This is a genomic window from Pseudarthrobacter sp. fls2-241-R2A-168 (assembly GCF_030209335.1).
In the GTDB taxonomy this organism is placed as follows: domain Bacteria; phylum Actinomycetota; class Actinomycetes; order Actinomycetales; family Micrococcaceae; genus Arthrobacter.
Genome location: NZ_JARVSG010000004.1, coordinates 105,273 through 125,632, shown reverse-complemented (window position 1 = coordinate 125,632; position 20,360 = coordinate 105,273). Strand labels below are relative to the sequence as shown.

General features: G+C 65.9%; 23 protein-coding genes. 12 read left to right on the top strand and 11 right to left on the bottom strand.

Annotated features, from left to right (window positions below; translation table 11 throughout):
* The first annotated feature begins 291 nt into the window (after positions 1 to 291).
* Entirely contained in the window at positions 292 to 657 is a 366-nt protein-coding gene (locus tag QRN11_RS02550; RefSeq protein WP_091416751.1) for an ArsR/SmtB family transcription factor, read from the top strand.
* Positions 654 to 1,781: a cation diffusion facilitator family transporter gene (locus QRN11_RS02545; protein WP_285249740.1), complete on the top strand. Its 1,128-nt coding sequence runs from the start codon at positions 654 to 656 to the stop codon at positions 1,779 to 1,781. The genes QRN11_RS02550 and QRN11_RS02545 overlap by 4 nt, the downstream gene beginning before the upstream one ends.
* A gap of 137 nt (positions 1,782 to 1,918) precedes the next feature.
* On the opposite strand, the gene QRN11_RS02540 is transcribed toward QRN11_RS02545, so the two are convergent.
* Positions 1,919 to 3,535, bottom strand: coding sequence for an ABC transporter permease (locus QRN11_RS02540; protein ID WP_285249739.1), 1,617 nt, complete (start codon positions 3,533 to 3,535; stop codon positions 1,919 to 1,921).
* Positions 3,535 to 4,527 carry an ABC transporter ATP-binding protein gene (locus QRN11_RS02535; protein WP_285249738.1) on the bottom strand — a complete coding sequence of 331 codons (993 nt, stop codon included), beginning with the start codon at positions 4,525 to 4,527 and terminating at the stop codon, positions 3,535 to 3,537. Before QRN11_RS02535 ends, QRN11_RS02540 begins: the two co-directional genes overlap by 1 nt.
* 218 nt (positions 4,528 to 4,745) lie before the next feature.
* Here QRN11_RS02535 and QRN11_RS02530 point away from each other — a divergent pair, with 218 nt between their 5' ends.
* Positions 4,746 to 5,486 (top strand): ABC transporter permease, encoded by a 741-nt coding sequence (locus QRN11_RS02530; RefSeq protein ID WP_285249737.1) that lies wholly within the window; start codon positions 4,746 to 4,748, stop codon positions 5,484 to 5,486.
* Positions 5,487 to 5,498: 12 nt separating this feature from the next.
* Here QRN11_RS02530 and QRN11_RS02525 read toward each other — a convergent pair whose 3' ends face one another.
* From QRN11_RS02525 to QRN11_RS02510, 4 genes are all read right to left on the bottom strand, one after another.
* The gene (locus QRN11_RS02525; RefSeq protein ID WP_091416764.1) at positions 5,499 to 5,798 is read right to left on the bottom strand and encodes a DUF4193 domain-containing protein; all 300 of its coding nucleotides are present in this window, start codon (positions 5,796 to 5,798) and stop codon (positions 5,499 to 5,501) included.
* 145 nt (positions 5,799 to 5,943) lie between these two features.
* Positions 5,944 to 6,405: an SgcJ/EcaC family oxidoreductase gene (locus tag QRN11_RS02520; RefSeq protein ID WP_285249736.1), complete on the bottom strand. Its 462-nt coding sequence runs from the start codon at positions 6,403 to 6,405 to the stop codon at positions 5,944 to 5,946.
* Positions 6,398 to 7,411 carry an alpha/beta fold hydrolase gene (locus tag QRN11_RS02515; RefSeq protein ID WP_285249735.1) on the bottom strand — a complete coding sequence of 338 codons (1,014 nt, stop codon included), beginning with the start codon at positions 7,409 to 7,411 and terminating at the stop codon, positions 6,398 to 6,400. Before QRN11_RS02515 ends, QRN11_RS02520 begins: the two co-directional genes overlap by 8 nt.
* A 34-nt stretch (positions 7,412 to 7,445) precedes the next feature.
* A complete protein-coding gene (locus QRN11_RS02510; RefSeq protein ID WP_142057055.1) occupies positions 7,446 to 7,820 on the bottom strand; it encodes a cupin domain-containing protein in 375 nt (124 codons plus the stop codon).
* A gap of 281 nt (positions 7,821 to 8,101) precedes the next feature.
* On the opposite strand from QRN11_RS02510, the gene QRN11_RS02505 reads away from it, so the two are divergent.
* On the top strand, positions 8,102 to 8,386 hold the full coding sequence (locus QRN11_RS02505; protein WP_091416783.1) for a DUF1540 domain-containing protein: 285 nt from the start codon (positions 8,102 to 8,104) through the stop codon (positions 8,384 to 8,386).
* Between the two features lie 107 nt (positions 8,387 to 8,493).
* Here QRN11_RS02505 and QRN11_RS02500 read toward each other — a convergent pair whose 3' ends face one another.
* The 5 genes from QRN11_RS02500 to QRN11_RS02480 form a co-directional block, all read right to left on the bottom strand.
* Entirely contained in the window at positions 8,494 to 9,666 is a 1,173-nt protein-coding gene (locus QRN11_RS02500) for a carboxylate-amine ligase (RefSeq protein WP_285249734.1), read from the bottom strand.
* Positions 9,667 to 9,682: 16 nt separating this feature from the next.
* Positions 9,683 to 11,260, bottom strand: coding sequence for a M20/M25/M40 family metallo-hydrolase (locus tag QRN11_RS02495; protein WP_285249733.1), 1,578 nt, complete (start codon positions 11,258 to 11,260; stop codon positions 9,683 to 9,685).
* Between the two features lie 3 nt (positions 11,261 to 11,263).
* Positions 11,264 to 11,617 carry a DUF8129 domain-containing protein gene (locus tag QRN11_RS02490; protein ID WP_142057061.1) on the bottom strand — a complete coding sequence of 118 codons (354 nt, stop codon included), beginning with the start codon at positions 11,615 to 11,617 and terminating at the stop codon, positions 11,264 to 11,266.
* Positions 11,618 to 11,651: 34 nt separating this feature from the next.
* Positions 11,652 to 12,059, bottom strand: a complete 408-nt coding sequence (locus QRN11_RS02485) for a four-helix bundle copper-binding protein (RefSeq protein ID WP_285249732.1) — start codon at positions 12,057 to 12,059, stop codon at positions 11,652 to 11,654.
* 233 nt (positions 12,060 to 12,292) lie between these two features.
* Entirely contained in the window at positions 12,293 to 12,571 is a 279-nt protein-coding gene (locus QRN11_RS02480) for a hypothetical protein (protein ID WP_285249731.1), read from the bottom strand.
* Between the two features lie 813 nt (positions 12,572 to 13,384).
* On the opposite strand from QRN11_RS02480, the gene QRN11_RS02475 reads away from it, so the two are divergent.
* The 8 genes from QRN11_RS02475 to QRN11_RS02440 all read left to right on the top strand — a co-directional run bounded on the left by QRN11_RS02475 (position 13,385) and on the right by QRN11_RS02440 (position 20,308).
* Complete coding sequence (locus tag QRN11_RS02475) at positions 13,385 to 13,609, top strand: hypothetical protein (protein ID WP_139204881.1); 225 nt, start codon at positions 13,385 to 13,387, stop codon at positions 13,607 to 13,609.
* A 156-nt stretch (positions 13,610 to 13,765) separates the two neighbouring features.
* Positions 13,766 to 14,653 (top strand): aa3-type cytochrome oxidase subunit II, encoded by an 888-nt coding sequence (gene ctaC / locus QRN11_RS02470; RefSeq protein WP_502935001.1) that lies wholly within the window; start codon positions 13,766 to 13,768, stop codon positions 14,651 to 14,653.
* On the top strand, positions 14,653 to 16,407 hold the full coding sequence (ctaD, locus tag QRN11_RS02465; protein ID WP_370455787.1) for an aa3-type cytochrome oxidase subunit I: 1,755 nt from the start codon (positions 14,653 to 14,655) through the stop codon (positions 16,405 to 16,407). The genes ctaC and ctaD overlap by 1 nt, the downstream gene beginning before the upstream one ends.
* Positions 16,408 to 16,551: 144 nt before the next feature.
* Positions 16,552 to 17,310, top strand: a complete 759-nt coding sequence (locus tag QRN11_RS02460; RefSeq protein ID WP_285249984.1) for an SDR family NAD(P)-dependent oxidoreductase — start codon at positions 16,552 to 16,554, stop codon at positions 17,308 to 17,310.
* Positions 17,311 to 17,967: 657 nt separating this feature from the next.
* Positions 17,968 to 18,738 (top strand): MBL fold metallo-hydrolase, encoded by a 771-nt coding sequence (locus QRN11_RS02455; protein ID WP_285249730.1) that lies wholly within the window; start codon positions 17,968 to 17,970, stop codon positions 18,736 to 18,738.
* Between the two features lie 129 nt (positions 18,739 to 18,867).
* The gene (locus QRN11_RS02450; RefSeq protein WP_285249729.1) at positions 18,868 to 19,092 is read left to right on the top strand and encodes a hypothetical protein; all 225 of its coding nucleotides are present in this window, start codon (positions 18,868 to 18,870) and stop codon (positions 19,090 to 19,092) included.
* A 72-nt stretch (positions 19,093 to 19,164) separates the two neighbouring features.
* The gene (locus tag QRN11_RS02445) at positions 19,165 to 19,953 is read left to right on the top strand and encodes a GAF and ANTAR domain-containing protein (RefSeq protein ID WP_285249728.1); all 789 of its coding nucleotides are present in this window, start codon (positions 19,165 to 19,167) and stop codon (positions 19,951 to 19,953) included.
* A gap of 94 nt (positions 19,954 to 20,047) precedes the next feature.
* Positions 20,048 to 20,308 carry a GlsB/YeaQ/YmgE family stress response membrane protein gene (locus QRN11_RS02440; RefSeq protein WP_091417128.1) on the top strand — a complete coding sequence of 87 codons (261 nt, stop codon included), beginning with the start codon at positions 20,048 to 20,050 and terminating at the stop codon, positions 20,306 to 20,308.
* Positions 20,309 to 20,360 lie beyond the last annotated feature (52 nt).

The following is a 20,360-nucleotide window of genomic DNA, read 5'->3' as shown; positions in this document are numbered from 1 at the left end:
CCTCCGCCGAGATGACAGTTCACGGCAGTCCCCGTCCCTGCCATTGCCGTCAAATGTCATCTCGCGGTCCATGAGGGACTTCCCTAACGCCTCCAGCCGTTCGACCCGTTCCACGCTGGCCCAGGTTTTGGCCCCGTTCTGCAGGTTTAGCGGCCACTTTGCCGGCAATCACGTGGATAACCGGGCCGGTTTGGCAGCGGCGGCACGGGCTGGCCCTGCAGAATTCCGGACCCGCCCGCCTTACTTGCAGGGGATTGTCGCTTCGCTGGGCAGCTATGTCAGAATATGCGCATGAATGCAGATAATAGTGCTTGCTCGCTCAGCGCCGACAGCCAGTACGTGGAGCTGGCCGTTGAGGTGTTCGCGATGCTGGCCGACGCCACGCGTGTGCGCATCATCCTTGCCCTGCGCGACGGCGAGATGGCAGTGGGTGCGCTGGCCGACGTGGTGGGGAAATCACCGGCCGCGGTTTCCCAGCACCTGGCCAAGATGCGCCTGGCCCGGATGGTCTCCACCCGCCAGGACGGCACCAAAGTTTTGTACCGGCTGGAAAACGAGCATGCGCGACAGCTCGTCGCGGATGCCATCTTCCAGGCCGAGCACGCCCTTGGCGGAGAACCGGCGCACCACCGCCGCGAACGGAAGGCCGCATCATGAGCAGGCAGGACCACGTTCATCAGCACGCAGAGGCCGGGCCTTCCCACGACGACGATCACACCCACGATCACGAGCACTCCCATTCCCATGATCACGGCCATGACCACGGGCACAGCCACGATGACGACCACGCCCATGACCACGGCCACGAGCACGACCACGACCACGACGGGCACCATCACCACAGGGGTTTCAAAGGCTGGCTCTTCGAACTGTTCGTTCCCCACACGCACGATGCCGCCGACTCGATCGACGACGCCATGGAAGCCAGCGTCGAAGGTATCCGCGCGCTGAAGATCAGCCTCTTCCTGCTCCTCGCCACCACCATCCTGCAGTTCCTGGTGGTGCTGGTCAGCGGCTCCGTGGCCCTTCTGGCCGACACCATCCACAACTTCTCCGATGCCCTCACCGCGGTGCCGCTCTGGGTCGCGTTCATCCTGGGCCGCCGCGCCGCCACCCGCCGCTACACGTACGGCTTCGGCCGGGCGGAGGACCTGGCGGGCCTGTTCATCGTTGCCGTCGTGGCCCTGTCCGCCGTCGTTGCAGCCTGGCAGTCGGTGGACCGTCTGCTGAACCCCCAGCCGCTGGCCAACCTCTGGTGGGTCTTCGCCGCCGGCCTGATCGGCTTCGCCGGCAACGAGGCGGTGGCCATCTACCGCATCCGGGTGGGCCGCCGGATCGGCTCCGCCGCCCTCGTGGCCGACGGCGTGCACGCCCGCACGGACGGTTTCACGTCCCTGGCGGTGGTGCTCGGCGCAGTGGGCGTGATGCTCGGCTTCCCCCTGGCCGACCCCATTGTTGGCCTCCTGATCTCCGCTGCCATCCTGGTGCTGTTGTGCGGAACGGTGCGCAGCATCGGCCGTCGTCTTATGGACGGTATTGAGCCGGACCTGGTGGACACCGCACAGAAGGCGCTCGAGGGAACGCCGGGCGTCCTGGCCGTGCCGCGCCTGCAACTGCGCTGGTCCGGCCACCGGCTACAGGGCGCAGCCACGTTGGTGATGGACGACGGCGTCACGCTGGCTGACGCTGAACAGGTCACCCGGGAAGCCGCGCACCGCCTGAAGCATGCCCTGCCCAAGGCGGACGACATGGTCCTCACTCCCCTGGCCGCCACCCGATAGCGCAAAGCAGGGGCCGCCGTCGTACGTTCCTTCCCAGTTACCTCCGTGGGCTAAGCGGCGCGGGGGCGAAAACAATGGCCCCTTCCGTTCCGGAAGTGGAAGGAACTGGGCGGGAACGCACGCCTGAACCCGCGCCGTCAAACGCTCATGTCCCGCTCCTTCACCAGGCGGGCCGCAGCGGCCGCAGCAAGAAGCACGACGGCGGCCATCACCAGGGCGCCGTCCCGGTTGAAGGCCTCAACGGGCATGGCGGAGGAATGCCGGAACGGGCTCAGGTCCTGGAGCCAGGTAGGCAGTCCCAGCAGTTCGCCGAACTGTCCCAGGACCAGCGCAACGGCAAGTGCGCCCCAACCAACAGCACTGGTCCATCGGGGCCGGATCGCGAACACCAGTGCCGTCAAAGCAGGGAATACGAGCGCCGCGGGCACGTGGGCCAGGGCGCCGGCAAACACAGTTCCGGGGTTGCTTCCCCCGGCCTGGACCAAGGCGAGCACCAGGGCGGCGGAGGCTCCGGCAGCAGCGGCGATGGCCGTCGTCGAGATTGCTGCGATGGCAAGTGACCCGCCCAGCCAGCGGACGCGCGACGCCGGCGCGGCCAGGAGCAGCTCGGCCCGCCCTTCCGCCTCTTCCGCACGAAGCCGCAGCACGGCCTGGATGCCCGCGGCAGCAGCCATGATCCCGGCGAGCCCCAGCATCGCGGTGGTGAACAGGTCCACCATGCTTGCTTCGCCCGGCACCACGCGGCTGATCAGTTCGGCCACGGACGGGTTTCCGGCCAGGGCGTCCCGTACCACCGGGCCCAGGCCGCCGGCCACCACACCGAGCACCGCAGCAGTCAGGCACCAGCCGGCCACGGTTCCGCGTTGCAGGCGCCAGGCCAGCCCAAAAAACGAGGCCAGGCCGGGACGAGCCCGCGCCGCCCCTGATTCGTTCGCAGGGATGTAGCTGGCCCCCAGGTCCCTGCGGTTCCTCAGCAGCACGGCGGTGGCTGCCAGGACGAGGGCCGCGGAGGCAAGGACGAGAAGCGGACGGGGGTCGGCATCCGTAAACGGCCGGATCCGCTGGCCCCACCCGATGGGTGAGAACAGCGAAGGCCAGGCGGCCACTACATGCAGCGGGGAATCCGCGGTGCCCAGCGCATCCCCCGCCCCGCGCAGCAGATAGGCCGCGCCCACCAGTGCAGCCGCAACCCCGTTGGCGCTCCGGGCGGAGGGCATGGCCTGCGCCACCAGGGCGGCTGTGGCCGTGAAGAACAATCCAACGGCCCCCACAGCCGCACCGGCGAGCAAGGAACCCGTCACTGGCAGGCCGGCACCGGCGAACCCGGCCGCCACCACCAGGGCAAGAACTGCGTTGGCGCCGCCGCCCAGCATCAGGGTGGCACCAAGGGATGCCGTCCGGTTCACAGGGGCAGCGCCCACCAGCTCCGCGCGGCCCTGGTCCTCATCGGCACGGGTGTGGCGCACCACCAGGAACGTGCTCATGAGCCCGGCCAGCACCGCGGTGAACGAATAGCCCTGGAAGAAGGTGACTGCCCCGGAGCTGATCCCGTCGGGAAGCCCGCGAAGGAACAGGAAAGCTGGACTCGCAGCGGCCACGCCCATCAGGGCGGCCCGCTCCGTGTCCCCAGCGAATTCCGTAGTCACGGCGGTGGCTGCGGCGTATCCGAGCCCGGCGATGCCCACGGTCCAGGCCGCGAGAACGCCACGGTCCCGGCGCCCCTGGAGCAGGGCCAGGCGGACGACGGCGCCCATCACCGGACCTGGCTTTCCCTGTTGACGGGGGTGGCCGGGGTTGCGAGGCTTGCCTGGCCCGGCCGCCTGTTGGCCTGCCCGGTCCCATATCCTGTGGCCTGCCCGCCGTAGTGGCGCATAAACAATTCCTCAAGGGAAGGGGGCGAGGCAGTGAAGGCCGTGACGCCGGCTGTTGCCAATGCTTGCAGGACCGCCCCCAGGTCCGCTGCATCGGCGTCGAACTCCATGGCTGACCCGCCACGGCGGAAGTCATGGATGCCCTGCAGCGTTGACACCCCTTCCGGGTTCTCTGCTGCGGTGACGCGGAAGCGGGTCCTGGTCAGATGCCGCAGGTCGGCGAGGGTGCCGGATTCCACGGCCGCTCCAGAGCGGATGATGGTGACCCTGTCACACAACTGTTCCACCTCCGCCAGGATGTGGCTGGACAGCAGCACCGTGGCCCCGTCCGCACTGACCCTGCGGACATGCCGGCGGAAGACGTCGTCCATAACCGGGTCAAGGCCGGAGCTGGGTTCATCCAGGAGGTAGAGCCGGGCGGGCCGGGAAAAGGCGGCGATCAGCGCTGCCTTCTGCCGGTTGCCCTTGGAATAGGTCCGCGCCTTTTTTCGCGGATCGAAATCAAATTCATCCATCAGTTGCCGCCGAAGCCCTTCGTCGGCTCCGCCACGCAGGCCGGCGAGCAGGTCCACCACTTCCCCGCCGGTGAGGTTGGGCCAGAGCGTCACGTCCCCCGGGACGTAGGCGATATCCCGGTGTGCCCGCACAGGTTCGGCCCAGGGGTCAATGCCGAACACTCGTGCTGTTCCGGAGGTGGGCTTGATCAGGCCCAGGAGTATCCGCAGGGTGGTGGATTTTCCGGCACCGTTGGGACCGAGGAAGCCGTGGACCTCGCCGGGCATCACGGAGAGGTCAAGGCCCGTGAGCGCCGGGGTACGCCCGAAGCTTTTGACGAGGTGCCGGGTGTGGATTACTGGGGATGATTCTGGGTGCATGGCCGGGTCCATTCCTGGGTCGCAACGATCACACCCAAGGCGGTTGCCAGGGGCATGCCGCGTGCGCTTCCGCACGTGGGCCGACCAGGCTTCCCGGCTCTCCGGTGCACATCTTACAGCCGGGTGTCAGGGGGCGGAAGGGGCGGCGGAAGGGGCGGCGCTTCCGCCGCCACCGAGCATTCCTGCCTGAGCGGCCCCTCCCTGAGTAGGCTGGGCTGATGGCCTTCCTCGCTGCCCTGGCACCCACCTTCGCGGCCGTGGCCATCCTCATGCTTCTCACCATGGCCGTGCTCCGGGGCGCGCGCACGCCCCAGTACCTGGCTCCGGCCCTGGCCATCCTCCGCGGGGCCGCCCAGCTGGCCCTCATCAGCCTGGTGCTGGGCGGCATCATCACCGATCCGCTGTGGGTGGCGGCCGCGCTGGTGGTGATGTTCAGCGTGGCTGCCGTGACGGCAACCCGCAGGCTGGGCTGGTCGGGGCCGCGGTTTTTGGTGGTGGCAGGGACCATGGCCCTGGGGATTGCGGTGACGCTCGGCGTCGTGTTCGGCACCGGGGCGGTGGCACTGGAGCCGCGGTACGTCCTGGCTGTGGGCGGCATTGTGATCGGCAACTGCATGACCATCGCCGTCCTTGCCGGGCACCGGTTCTACGAGGCCGTCCGGGAGCAGTGGGACCAGGTGGAAGGCTGGCTGGCCCTCGGCGCCACTGCACGGCGGGCCACGCTGACGCAGGCGCGGAACTCGGTGCATGCGGCCCTGATCCCCTCCACGGACCAGACCAAAACCACCGGCCTGGTGACCCTGCCCGGTGCGTTCGTGGGAGCGATCTTCGGCGGCGCGTCCCCGCTCGAGGCCGGCCGCTTCCAGGTGGTGGTGCTGGCGTCCATCATGGCGGCCGGTTCGATCACCGCCGTCGCACTGATCCGGACTCTCGGCGCAGTGAAGGTGCGGCCCGCCTAGCGGCTCTCGTGCCTAGCCTTCGCACTCCGTGCAGTATTTCTTCCCGTCCTTTTCGCGCGCCAGCTGGCTGCGGTGGTGGACGAGGAAGCACGACATACAGGTGAATTCATCGGACTGGACGGGGACCACCTGCACCTGCAGCTCTTCGCCCGAAAGGTCCGCTCCGGGCAGTTCAAAACTGTCCGCCAGCTCGGTTTCGTCGAGATCGATCACACCCGCCTTGGGCGCAGCCTTGTCCGACTTGAGCTCATCAAGCGGTTCGCTGAGCTCTTCCTCGGCAGACTGCCGCGGGGCATCGTAATCAACTGCCACTGATTCTCCTTTATTGCTCTGGATGTTCTTGTTGGAACCACGACACAACCCGGCGGAGCGGCTGGTTATTCCCGTTTACGTTGGAGGCATTCTACTGGCCGCGCGGCGCCGTGGCGATGCGCCAAGGCAGCTCTACGCCGGCCCTCTACGCCCGCCCACCTGAAAGCACCTGCTCCAGCTCCGCGGTCATCGCGTTGACCAGCTCGGGCCTGCCGTGGAACTGGGCAGGCGTGTTCTGGAACAGTTCGATGCCCCAGACGCCCTCTTCCAGCACGGCCACGAGTGTTTGATGCGCGTTGGTGGCCGGGGCGATGTCCGTCCGGCCCGGCGGAACCAGCCCGCTGATGGCAGTAAGCAGCACGACGCCGGGTCCCAGCGGCCGCAGTCCGCGCACCTTGGTGACGTACGTGGCCGTCGCATGGTCCTTGAAGATGGGCTCGAGGTGCCCGAAGATCTGGTCCGGTCCGGTGGCGGTGCTGCCGTCGAACCCGATCTGGAGCCCGCGCTGCGTGAAGAGGTCTGCCATTCCCCGGGCATCCCGCTGGTTCCAGGCATCAATCAACCCCTCGTACAGCCCGCGGACTTTGTCCAGGTCCGCATCATCCATCGCCGCCCCCTAGAAACGTTCGGATAGTCTCTGCCATTCTCTGCGACTGTGTCCAGTGCAGATAATGATTTCCTTCCAGGGTGACGATCTCGTGGCGCCGGACATTCTTCAGGAGGTTTTCCGCCGCGGCTGTCTTGTCGGCTGAATGCTCGGTCTTCTCGTCAGCGACGAAGGCCAGCACCGGCAGGTCATCCGGGTACGTCACTCCCCGGAGGGCCTGGGAGTTGTTCCCGATCCGGGCCGTCTCATCCACCACGGCCGGGTTGCCGAAGTTCCAGTTCATCATCATCCGCATGCGCCGCAGCTCATCATCGGTGTACGCCTTACTGTCCGGGTCGGTAATGCCGGGCGCCACTGCGGTCACCGCGCGGAGCACCCCCGTGACGGCCAGGGCCCGTTGCCAGTTGAACTCGGGCTGGGGCTCCGGCACCGGCTCATTTCCGGGCTTGGGGATAGTGGCATCAATGCCCACCACGGCCGACACTTCCGCCCGGTACCGGTTGGCGTAATCAAGCATGTAGAAACCGGCGATCGAATGCCCGGCCAGCACGTAGGGCTGCTTCACCTGGAGCTTGGCCAGCACTTCGTGGAGTTCATTGCTGATGTTCTCGTTAGTCCGTGGGCTGGCTTCAGGGTCGCTGTACCCGTACCCGAACCCTTCCACTACAGTCACGTCAAAACCATTGAGCTCACGGATCAGCGGCTGGAAATCGAGGGCAGGAGCCGGCGTCGACAGACCACTGAGGAGGACGATCCGCTGGCCCTCCTGCCCGTTCCGGTACACGTTCAGGGAACCGCTTCCGACGGCGACGCGCTCGCCGTACGCGGGCGTGTTCGCCTTTTCGGTCCGCTCCAGGACCAGGTTGACCGCCGTCGAGAGCAGGATCAGTCCCAGGATGACGAGGGCCGCGATCCCGGCACGGCGCAGCCCGCGCCGGGGCTTTTTGGACACCCCGGCGCGGGCTGCTTCAGGCTGGTTGGAAACCTCTCGAGGAACTGGACGCATGAGCCCTTCCGATCCATCCGACCTTATGGTGCGCCTAGGCGGGCTTGGCAAACACAGCCGCACTCATGATTTCGTAGGCCACGAACGGCTGGTCACCTTCCACCCAGGCGTCATGGCCGGCAGGAATGGTGTACGCGTGGCCGGCGCTTACCGTGCTTTGTGTTCCGTCATCCATTCGCACTGTCAGTGTTCCCGACGCACAGATTCCTACGTGATTGACCTGGCAGCTGTCCGTATGCACCACGGTCTTGATGGTCTCGGACCAACGCCAGCCGGGCTCAAAGGTAAACCTGCCCAAGGTGGTGTCCCCGACGTTAACCACATCGACGGCGGTCTTGGGCGGACGGCGCCGCTCATCGGGATCGTCGAATGACTTTGCTTCCAGGGTTTTTACTGCTTCTCCGGCCATTTCCTTCTCCTGATAGGGAGTTATTGGAACTATTCATCCGGAGCGCCCAGACCGCTCCCGGGCTTCGTTGGCCGGCCCAGGTGGGGACCAGTGCCGTGCCAACGCTGGCACCCAGCGGTATCAGAGTGCGCCCGGCAGCGGATCGTGTCAATACGCTGGTGCGGCAATCCACAACGCAATTACGTCAAACAATTGGGTCTTTTTGATCAGGCCCTGCACGCCTACCGTGGGAAAACACAGGACGGCCAACCCGGGCTGCCGAAGTACGGAGGGTCTTAAAGATGACAACGCACGTCGCAGACTGCAGCGTAACCAACTGTTCCTTCAATGACCACACCAACTGCAACGCCGCAGCCATTACCGTCAGCGGCGCCGAAAACCACGCCCAGTGCGCAACATTCATCGACACCGGCATGCACGGCGGCCTGCCCAAGGTGCTCGCCGACGTCGGAGCCTGCCAGCGAAGCGAATGCGTCCACAACGACCACCTGATGTGCAACGCGCCTGAAGTCCGTGTGGGCCCCGGCGCGGACAACGCCGACTGCCTCACCTATTCACACAGCTAATTCCGCACCCCGGTGGTTGAGCGGGATTCCGGTGGTTGAACCTGTCGAAACCTGGTTTCGACAGGCTCAACCACCGGGGCTTTGTTTGCCCCGCCTCGTCTGCCCGCCTACTCTGCCGGCACCCACACCGTGCAGTCCGCAGCATCGGCCACCACGGCCTCAAGCTCCCCGGCGCGGTGCAGCACTTCCAGCTGCCGGGACGCCCCGGTGCCCACGGCAAGCACGTCGTCGACCAGTTCCTCCACCCGGCCCAGGTCGCCCATGTCCTCCAAAGCCTCGCGGATGTGGTCCAGCAGCACATTCACCACCGCAAGCGCGGGCGCGGGTTGCAACGTCAGCGGGTCCAGCAGTTCCCCGCGCAGCCCCCACCGGCTCGCTTTCCAGGTGGCCAGCCGCACGAGCTCTGTGGGTACGGCTACGGGCGGGACGCCCGCCCGCCATTCCCGGGCGGCCGTTTCCACCAGCCCGCGCGCAATTCCTGCCAGCAGCACAGCGTTCCGCGGGCGCAGGCACACATCGGCAATCCGGATCTCAACGGTCGGGTAATGCCGGGACAGCCGCGCGTCGAAATACACCATGCCTTCGTCCAGCAGGACGCCGGTGCTCACCATGTCATGCACCAGCTGGTGGTACGCCTCCGGCGAGCCGAGGATATCCAGCGGCCCGGCGGACGGCCACCGGCTCCACACCTGCGCCCGGTAGCTGGCATAACCGCTGTCCTGCCCGTGCCAGAACGGCGAATTCGCGCTGAGCGTGCTTAGCACCGGTAGCCAGGTGCGGATGCGGTCCAGCACTGCCACGCCCTCATCGTCCGAGTCCACTGCGACGTGGATATGGCAGCCGCAGGTGAGCTGTTCCCTGGCGGTCAGCCCGTATTCCTCGGTCATGGCAATAAAACGCCGCAGCTGCACCGGATGGGGATCAGTGGGCAGGGGTGATGTTCCCAGGGCCGCAGCCCGCACCCCAACCCTGCGCGCTTCTGCATCCGCCATGGCCCGCCCCAGGATGATGTCCGCCTCGAGCGTTGCCATGGTGGCGTGTGGAGGGGTGACCACCTCGATCATTTCCTGCTGGAATTCGGCCGTGAGGACCGGTCCGCCGCCGGGACCGGCCGGGCGTTTGTAGCCCTCCAGCAGCCCTGCGGCCAGTGGCACGGGCTCCCCCGTCTCCGGACTCACCAGCAGCAGTTCCTCCTCCATGCCAAACGTACGACGCCGGCGCTCGCCTCCGCGGCTGCCGTCAGTTGCCGCCGGGGTGCTTTCCGCTCCTGAGCCGTCCATCGCCGTCGTCCTTCTGTCATTCCATCCGGGCCAGTTCGTCCCAGAAACATGCAAGCGTGACTGCGCCGTTCACGAGGACCGCAAGGTTGGCGCTCTCGTCGCTGTCGTGCCAGTGGTCCTCCACCAGGCCGGTACCGAAAAACAGGACAGGAGCATCCAGGGCCCTGGCGAGCAGCTCGGCAGGACCACCGCCGGCGTTGCCCATCCTGCCCACGGCGGCGGACTGGAAGCCCCGGCCCATGGCCCGTTCCAGCGCGGAAACCGCCGGATGGTCCGGGGTCCGGTACGCTTCCTGCGCTGTCTCCAGGTCCACGCTGAAGGTGTGACCGAAGCTGTCCCCGATAGTGGACTCCACCCACTGCCGCAGCAGCTCCGCCACCTTTTCCACCCGCTGCCCGGGCACGGTCCGGAAGCTCAGGTCCGCCGAGGCCACGGCCGGCACGGCGGCACGTGAAACCCCGATAGGGTCCCCGGCGATGAGTGACGTGACCTCGACGGCGGGACGCAGCCACAGCCGCTCCAGCACCGTATACCCCTGCTCACCGGTGACCGCGCCGGATTCGGACCGCTTCAGCCAGTCCTCCTCGCTGAAGGGAAGCCCGGCGAGCGCCTGCCGCAGGTCCTCCGGGAGCGGCTCGACGTCGTCGTAAAAACCCGGAACAGCAATGCGGCCCTCCCCATCGTGCAGGAGCGCCAGCAGCCGGCCCAGCTCGAAGGCAGGATTGGGTGCGTTCCCGGACACGGCGCCGCTGTGGACATCCCGCTCCGGCCCGAACACTTTCAGGCTGGCGGAGAGCATGCCGCGCAGGCTCACACAGACGGCGGGATGGTCCTCGCGCCACAGCAGGGTGTCGGAGAAGAGGACCATGTCGGCCCGCAACCGGTCCCCCTGCTCCTCCAGCAACTTGGCCAGATGCGGCGAGCCGCCTTCCTCCTCGCCCTCGACCAGGTACTTCAGGTTGACGGCGGGCGCGGTGGTTGAGCCCGCCCCGGTGGTTGAGCCTGCCCCGGTGGTTGAGCCTGTCGAAACCCCGCTGGAGTGAGAGAGGGTTTGGGTTTTGGCCGCATTAAGTGAGAGAGCGTCCGGGTTTTGGGGGCCATTAGTGAGAGAGCGTTGGTGCAGGTGCGCGCGCACCGACCACAGGTGGGCCAGGACCTGCCCCTTGGCATCGGAGCTCCCGCGGCCATATAGCCTGCCGTCGCGCACTACGGGTTCGAAGGGGGCCGTCTGGTCCCACTCCTCGGGCTTTGCGGCCCGGACGTCGTGATGGCTGTAGACCAGGACCGTGGGGGCTCCGGGCGCCTCGCACCATTCCGCGTAAACAGCATGCGACTCCCCGGTGGGCAGCACTTCCACCGTGGGGAAACCGACGCCCCGGAACGCCGCCGCCAGCCAATTGGCCGAGCGGAGCAGGTCCTGCGCGTGCTCCGGCACTCCCAACACGCCGGGCACGCGCACCCACTCCGCCAGCTGCCCTTCCAACTCGCCCTGCCGCGACCGGACGAAGGCGTGAAGGTCCGAACCGCCGTCGTGATCCTCGTCGGGATGCTCCCGGCCGCCGTCGTGGTCACGCAAACCGTGGTGCTGCTCCACGGTTTACCGTGGCTGGGCCGGGTTGGTTGGAACCCCCTGGGACGGCGGGTTGACGGGAGGTCCCGGCACGTTGGCCGTCTGCGGCGCGTCAGGCTGGCCGGTGTTCACCTCAGGGGTGCTGGGCGTCCGTGGGCCGCGGGGCTCTGCGCCGCCCTGCAGGTCGTGGAGCCTCTTCTCCAGGATCTGCATGATGGGCAGCCGGTTTCCGTGGGCCTTCTCGTACGTGATCAGCTGCGCTACGTCTGCCTCCTCCAGGCCGGAAATGCGCGACGGCAGCGTTCCCGCCGGCAAGTGGTCGTAGTCCGGCAGGGGAAGTTCGCTGTGCTGCGGGACATTGTTCTCGGGTACATGTTTCATGGGTGTTCAACTCCTTATGTCAGAATCAACAGCGTCATGTGAGTGAGGCCAGCAGCGCGCCGCATGCCTGTTCGCAGCGCCGGCACGCTTCGGCGCAGATCTGGCAGTGGTCATGCATGTCCGCGTGCTTTTCGCATTCCTCCGCACAGGCTTTGCAGGCGGTCCGGCAGGCTTCCACGAGTGCCCGGGTGATGGTGCGGTCGGACCCGGTGAGCCGAGACAGCACCTTTCCCGTGGTGGCGCAGATGTCCGCGCAGTCCAGGTCTGTCCGGATGCATTTAGCCAGCTCCGCCACCATGTCCTCGCCCAGGCAGGCGTCCGCGCAGCCAGTGCACGACTGGGCGCATTCGTAGCAGGCGCTGATGCACTCGGACAGGGTGGCGACATCGATATCGCCGAGGTCCTTGGGATATGCGTCAATCATGGACCGGATGTGGGTCATGCTGTTCTCCTTCCCTTGGCTTCCCCAAGTCGCCAACCCTATTGATAAGCACACTTACTTGTTTTACGGTACCGGGATGGCCGCCGCTGGTACAGAGTGCGGAGCCCTCTTCCCGTCGGCGGGATGGGGCACGGCAAATGAGGCTAGAGCGGCCCGGATGCCGTCAGAGCCGCTGACCATGTTTCATTCCATGCGCGCAGAGGGTTCCTTTGGGAGCGACTCGCGCACGCCGTTCAGCCTTCCAGATTGGCGATCCGGGCCAAGTCGGCTGACAGGCTCAACTTTGCGCCGCCGTCACCATTGCCCTCCAGATGGTTGTAAAGGAACCCCAGAAGTTCCACTGCCCTGCGGTTCAGCCGGCGCGACTCCTCCAGGTCCCGGTCCAGCCGGGCAATCTCGGCCCGCAACTCCGCGACGTCCGTGGCGGCTATGGCCAGCCGAAGGTTGATCTCTTCCAACGGATCACTCAGGGGCTCGTGCTCGTGAATGGCCTCAATCAGGGGATCATGCATGGCAGGGGCTCACTTTCAATCGACTGCAGCCTCGGCGCCGCCTGGCGCCTCAAGCGGGAACTGGGGCGTCGGGCACCAAAGGCCGCGCCCGCCGTCGGGCTGGATTGCGAGCTGCCCCGCAACACTGCAGGGTAGCGCCAGCCCGAAAGGCGATCGGGCGGACAGTGTTGGGCATGGGTGCATATGGATTTCAGGGGCATAAAGACCTTTCAGCCAGTTCCCATAGGTCGCAGCCCAGAGGGACTGCGCACTGACGGGCCCTGCTTGCCGCCGAATGAAGAACATAATAAGCACCCTTATCAACCCGTGGGAAGACCTTGTTTCCGAACCGCGGATCCTTTTCCGTCCCGGGCTGCCGGCAGCCGGCTCAACCGGACCGCGCGCTTGAAAATACCCTCCCGCCGCGAGTAAATTCGGAAGTGTGACAGGGATCATTCCCGTCCTCCTGCCGCCCTCCTGCGGAGGCTGCGGGAGTAGCTGCTGGAGCAGGCCGGTAGCACATGGTGCAGAACCGGATAGAGCGTGAAATGCCGTCCACCCACTTCCAGCAGTTCCTAATGAAGCCACCACTGCCGACCCTTCGGCGGATCACCCGCTGGGACCCGATTGCCTCTATGGCCTGTACGTCAGTTGGGCCTCGCTGCACGGCTTCCGGGCGAAATCGGACCAGGCTTTCCGGGCCGGCATGCTCCGGTGCGGCGTGAATCCGAACGACTGCCGCCTGCACATGACCGGGGCCGCGGCCGCCGACTACATCCTTTACAGTTATCCCGCCGTGGCCTGATGGTGGCCGCCCACGGCAAGGGGACAGCCATGGGATACGATCCGCACGAGCAAGAGGAACGCCGCCAGCTCAACCACATGCTGCTGGCAGCCGACATCACCGTTGCTGAACTCTGGTTGCGGTACTTCAGCATGAGCGGCATGGCCGGAGAGTATGAGGTGCAGGCCTATGTGGAGGGGCTGATTTCCCTCCCCTCCCTCCAGCGCAGCCTGCTGGCCATGGCCGCGGAGGAACTTCGAAGCGAGTCGGCCTGAGGCCGGGCGTGAAGGTTACCCCGTGTACTGATCCGGAACCCTTTCTTGCGGCTCCTTTCCGCGCTAATCTGGGCTCACAACCCACAGGCCGTAAGCCATGGGTCTTTGGGCTCATGCAGTTGGGCCTCTGGAGCAGATCCGGAGGAGAACCACGCGGTGAACACCCCTAGGCGCAACACTTCCAGATGGCGGCGCGGGGCCGCCTTATCCTCTGTCCCAGCACTGCTGGCGTTGACTTCCTGCTCCGCCGAAGTCCAGAGGGGCTGGCTTCCGGGCGAACGGGACACTACGGATCACACCCCCCTGGTCACGGACCTCTGGGTTAATTCGTGGATAGCCGCCATCATTATCGGCGCTATTACCTGGGGACTCATCCTCTGGTGCATCATCGCCTACCGCCGGCGCAAAAATACGGTGGGCTTCCCGCGGCAGATGAGCTACAACCTCCCGCTGGAAGTCTTCTACCTCTCCGTGCCGCTGATGATCATCATGGTCCTGTTCGTCTTTACCGACCGGGACCAGCGGGCCATGGACGACCGCTTCGAGAACCCGGACGTAGTGATCGACGTCCGCGGCAAACAGTGGGCGTGGGACTTCAACTACGTCAAGGAAGACGTCCATGAGGACCCGGGCGTGCAGGCCCACCTCGACGGCAACTGGGGCACGCCGGACCGGCTTCCCACCCTCTACCTGCCGGTCAACAAAAAGGTCGAACTGCAGCTGAACTCCCGCGATGTCCAGCATTCGTTCTGGGTGGTCGAGTTCATGCAGAAACGGGACTTGTACCCCGGTGAAAACCAGTACAACAGGTACATCGACATCGTTCCCACCCGTACCGGCGAGTACACCGGCAAATGCGCCGAACTCTGCGGCGAATACCACTCCGAAATGCTTTTCAAAGTACGGGTGGTGACCGAGCAGGAATACAACAACCGCATTTCCGAACTCCGGGCCAAGGGCAACACCGGCATCCGGGGCGATGAATATGACCGGAACCCGGCAAGGCCAGCCCTGGAGCAGGCACAACAAAGGACGGAACCGTAATGACCACCACCGGCCAGAACATGGGCGCAACGTCTGCCACCGCCGCACCGGCAGCGGTCAAACGCGGCAAGGGCAGCATTGTGGTCAGCTGGCTGACCACCACCGACCATAAAACGATCGGCTATCTGTACCTGATTGTCTCGTTTGTGTTCTTCTGCCTGGCGGGCGTAATGGCGCTGCTGATCCGTGCCGAGCTGTTCGAGCCCGGCCTCCAGATCCTGCAGACCAAGGAACAGTACAACCAGCTCTTCACCATGCACGGCACCGCGATGCTGCTGATGTTCGCCACCCCGCTGTTCGCCGGCTTCACGAATGTGATCATGCCCCTGCAGATCGGCGCCCCGGACGTCGCCTTCCCGCGGCTGAACGCGCTGGCATTCTGGTTCTTCCTCTTCGGCTCCATCATTGCAACCTCCGGCTTCATCACCCCGCAGGGCGCCGCCTCCTTCGGCTGGTTTGCCTACGCGCCGCTCTCCAACACCACCTTCACTCCCGGGCTCGGCGGGGACCTGTGGGTGTTCGGCCTGGCACTGTCCGGTTTCGGCACCATCCTCGGTGCGGTCAACTTCATCACCACCATCGTCTGCATGCGCGCCCCGGGGCTGACCATGTGGCGGATGCCGATCTTCACGTGGAACGCCCTGGTCACATCCATCCTGGTGCTGATGGCGTTCCCGCCGCTGGCAGCCGCCCTGTTCGCTTTGGGAGCTGACCGGAAGTTCGGCGCCCACATCTATGACCCGGCCAATGGCGGCGCCATCCTTTGGCAGCACCTGTTCTGGTTCTTCGGCCACCCCGAGGTGTACATCATCGCGCTGCCGTTCTTCGGCATCGTCTCGGAGATCTTCCCGGTCTTCAGCCGCAAGCCGATCTTCGGGTACAAGGGCCTGGTCTACGCAACGATCGCCATCGCCGCCCTGTCCGTGACCGTGTGGGCCCACCACATGTACGTCACCGGCGCAGTGCTGCTGCCGTTCTTCGCGTTTATGACCATGCTCATCGCGGTTCCCACGGGCGTGAAGTTCTTCAACTGGATCGGCACTTTGTGGGGCGGTTCGCTGACGTTCGAAACGCCCATGCTGTGGAGCCTCGGCTTCCTGATTACGTTCCTTTTCGGCGGCCTCACCGGCATCATCCTGGCCTCTCCGCCGCTGGACTTCCACGTATCGGACACCTACTTCGTGGTGGCGCACTTCCACTACGTGGTGTTCGGCACCGTGGTGTTCGCCATGTTCGCCGGCTTCTACTTCTGGTGGCCCAAGTTCACCGGGACCATGCTCAACGAACGCCTGGGCAAGATCCACTTCTGGATGCTGTTCCTCGGCTTCCACGGCACCTTCCTCATCCAGCACTGGCTGGGCGTTGAAGGCATGCCCCGGCGCTACGCGGACTACATGCCCGAGGACCAGTTCACCTTCATGAACCAGTTCTCCACCATCGGCTCCTACCTGCTGGGGGCGTCACTGATCCCGTTCTTCTGGAACGTCTACATCACCTGGCGGAGGGGCAAGAAGGTCACCGTGGACGATCCTTGGGGCTTCGGCGCCTCGCTCGAGTGGGCCACGTCCTGCCCGCCGCCGCGGCACAACTTCACGTCCCTGCCCCGGATCCGCTCCGAACGTCCGGCGCTGGATCTGCACCATCCTGAGCTGAGCGTCCGGGAGCACGCGCCCGTCCACAGCCCGGCAGCGGACGTGCTCGGCGCAGCGGACATCGGCGAGCGCGATGTCCGCAGCCCGGACCCCAACCAGTAACACGCACCCACGCCCTGCCGGTGTTTCTCCCGCGAGACAACCGGCGGGGCGTATGTGTCCCCATACCCCGGCGCTTAGAACCAAACACGTAACAACTACCAGCGAGCCAGACGGTACCGCCTGGCTCTGGATCGAGGGATGAGCATGGCACAGTTCACGGATAAGGTAGCTCTGGTCACAGGCGGCGGCTCGGGGATCGGCGAGGCCACGGCCAAGGAATTGGCAGCCAAGGGCGCCAAAGTGGTGGTGGTGGACCTGAACCTGGAGGCTGCGCAGCGCGTGGCAGGCGAGATCGGCAGCGCAGGCGGCTCCGCGGCCGCGTTCCAGGCCAACACGGCCAGCAAGGAAGACAACGAAAAGGCCGTCCGGTTTGCGGTGGACACCTATGGCAAGCTCAACTACGCCGTGAACAACGCCGGGATCGGCGGCAAGCCTGCCCCCGCCGGAGACTTCGACCTGGACGAGTGGGACAAAGTCATCAGCATCAACCTCAGCGGAATCCTCTACGGCATGCGGTACCAGATCCCGGCCATGCTCGACGCCGGTGCCCGGCAAAGCGCGATCGTCAACATGGCATCCATCCACGGCATGGTGGCCGCACCAATGAGTGGCGCCTACACAGCCGCCAAGCACGGGGTGGTAGGACTGACCAAAAACGCCGCGGCCGAGTACGGTGCCCAGGGCCTGCGCATCAACTGCGTGGGACCCGGATACATTTCCACACCGCTGCTGGAGAACAACCTGGACGAAGAAGCCAGGAACGGCCTGGCCGCCAAGCACCCGCTGGGCCGCCTGGGCACCGCTGAGGAGGTAGCCCACATGGTGGCCTTCCTGCTCTCGGATGAGGCATCGTTCTCCACCGGCGGCTACTACCTCGTGGACGGCGGCTACACCAGCCTCTGAGGGGCCGCCTGCCGCTGCCGTGAAACGCCGGCGCTCCCGGAATTTCGGGTGGGCGTTTCAGCGCCTCGGAGAGCGCTCGGGGGACGGCTGCCCGCTGCTGAACAGCCGCCGGTCCGGCGTCGGGCATTACTGCTTGTTGAGCTTGTCCTGGATAGTTCCCGCGGCCTTTGAGGACGGCGGCGGCCGCCACCAGGACCCACATGGCGCCGTGGAACAGGCCGTCAGCCAAAGTATTCAGTTGCAGGCGCTGATGCAGGACGGTGCCGTCCACAAAGCCGCCCATCCCCATCCCGAAAAAGGAACGCAGGCGCTTTCGCGGACGGCCTGGCTGACACTCCTCCACCCCCTCGTCCGGCGAGCCTTTCACGCTGTCCCCTACCCGCCGTCGGCCGCCCTACCCACCCTGACGCAGGGAGTTCGCAGAACCCTTGACCAAGTCCGGCAGCAGGTGGAAACGTAGGGCACGCGGTGCGCCTCCAGCAGCGGGGTGGTTCCTGCAGGCGAGGGAACCGCACTGCCAGCCACGACATCCAAGGTGGCGCTCATGCGAGCAATGGTTTACCGCGGCCCGTACAAAGTCCGCATCAAAGAAAAAGACATTGCCAGGATCGAACACCCCGCTGTCAGAGGGCTGCGGCGGGCTGCGGGAGCGCGGCGATGACGCAGGCTGCCGCCGGCCGGGCCTCGTTCACCACCGTGGCGGAGGGCGTGCACCGCGTCTCCGAGGCATTCGTGAACTTCTACCTGGTGGAAAGCGCGGACGGCTTGACCCTGGTGGATTCCGGACTGCCGGCCATGTGGAAGTCCTTGGAGGAATCCGTTCGGGGGCTTGGGCACGCGATCGGCGACATCAGGGCCGTGGTCCTCACCCATGCGCACTTCGACCATCTGGGTCTCGCGCACCGGCTGCATATGGAGTTCAAGGTGCCGGTCTGGGTCCACGGCGGCGACTCGTTCATCGCCCGCCACCCGTACCGGTACCAGCATGAGAAGTCCCGTTTTGTGTTTGCCCTGGCCCATCCCGGAGGCTTTCCGGTTCTCGCCAGTATGACCAAGGCGGGCGCGCTGCGGGTGAAGGGCGTGGACGATTTGACCCTCTTCCCCGCCCAGTCCGGCAGCCTGCCGGTGCCGGGGCAGCCCGAGGTGGTGTTCTCCCCCGGCCACACCGCGGGGCACTGCGGGCTCTACCTGCGGGACCGGGACGTGCTGTTCAGCGGGGACGCACTCGTCACGCTGGACCCCTATTCCGGCCGGACCGGTCCGCGCATTGTGGCCGGCGCCGCCACCATGGACAGCCGCCAGAACCTGGACACCCTCACCCAGCTGGCGGAGACGGGCGCTTCCCTGGTCCTGCCCGGCCACGGTGAGCCCTGGACCGGCGGGATCGGGGAGGCAGTGGCAGCAGCCCGGCGTGAGGCGGCGTCCTGACCCCGCCGCGGCAGCCCGCCGTCGTACTCCTCCTACTGGTCACAGAAAAAACACCGTGTTGAAACATTTCAGCAATCTCGGCCGGGCAAGCTGTGACTACGGGGATACAACAGCAGGAGGCACCGCATTATGGAGGCACAAGGAGTACGCACGGCCCAGCTTCGCATCGGGGATCAGATCGAGGCGTGGCACAACGGCAAGCTGTTCCACCGGGGGCGCGTTACCGACGTCGTCCCGGCCCTGGAACTGTTCTGGATCCTCGATGCAAGGACCGGCACACGCAAGTTGCTGGATCCTGAGGCGCTGGAGATCCGGCATGTGGAGGCACCGGCGGAGCCGCTGGCCACTGCCTGAGCTACTTTCCTGCCGCGGCCCCGGGACAGTAACCTCTGGAACCAGAAGAAATTTTGGTGAAGGAGGCCGGGGTTGAGCGAGGGAGAGTCGCAGGGCAATTGGGGGGACAGCGGAGAGCCGTGGAACAACGGGGAGGACCGCCAGCTGCAGGAGCTGGTCCTCAACAGTGTGGATGTCAGGGCGTTTTTGCAAGAACTCGCCGCCCTCACTGCCTCCACCTTGTCCACGCCGTCGGTTCGGCTCCACTGCGGGGTGACGGTGGTGCGGCAGCGGAAACCCGGCGTGGTGGCGAGCAGCGATGAGCGTGCCCGGGCATTGGATGAGTTGCAGAACGCGTTCGACGACGGGCCGTGCCTTACCGCCTTACGGCGCCACGAGATTGTCCTGGTCCAGGACGTCAGCCGGGAGAGCCGGTGGCCCGACTACCTTGGCACGGCACGGGAACAAGGCATCGGCTTAATCCTGGCCATCCCGCTGGAACTTGCCGGCGACGCCGAGGCCGTGGTGAACCTCTACGCCGAAAAGCCTGCCAGCCTCTCGCCTCTGGACATCGACACTGCGCAGAATTTCGTGGGCAACGCGGCCAAGTCACTGCGGCTGGCGCTGAAGCTCGGCAATTTGCGGGACACCAGCAACGATCTGGCCGCTGCCATGAAGTCCCGGGCGACCATTGATATGGCCGTGGGAGTGATCATGGCCCAGAACAGCTGCAGCCATGACGATGCGATCAATGAGCTCACGCGCACCTCCGGGGCGAGGAAAACCAGGCTCCGTGAGACGGCAGAAGTGGTGGTGGGCGCGGTCAGCGGCAGGGGCTCGGACGCGGCCCGGGACAGCATCCGGTCTTTGCTGGAGGAGTAGGGAACGCGTTGTTGGCGCTGTTTAGAATGAAGCCCATGCGGAACCACCGCGGCAGTACGGGCCTCACATGCCCGCAGAACCGAAGGAGAACACCGTGATTGGATTTATTGTTGCCGGCCTGGTCATCGGCGCGCTTGCCCGCCTTATCAAGCCGGGCAAGCAGAACCTGGGCCTGCTCGCCACCTTGCTGCTGGGGCTGGTGGGCTCGGTCATCGGCGGAGTGGTGGCTTCCCTGCTGGGCACCGGGGACATTTTTGAGCTGAACTTCCTGGGCTTCATCGTGGCCGTCATCGCGTCGGTGCTCCTGGTGGGCACGGCCGAGGCTATCGCCGGGCGCCGCTCAGTGCGCCGCTGACGTTTCACGGCAGAGGCAACGCGGGGTCACTTAAAGCCCTCCCAGGCCTCCG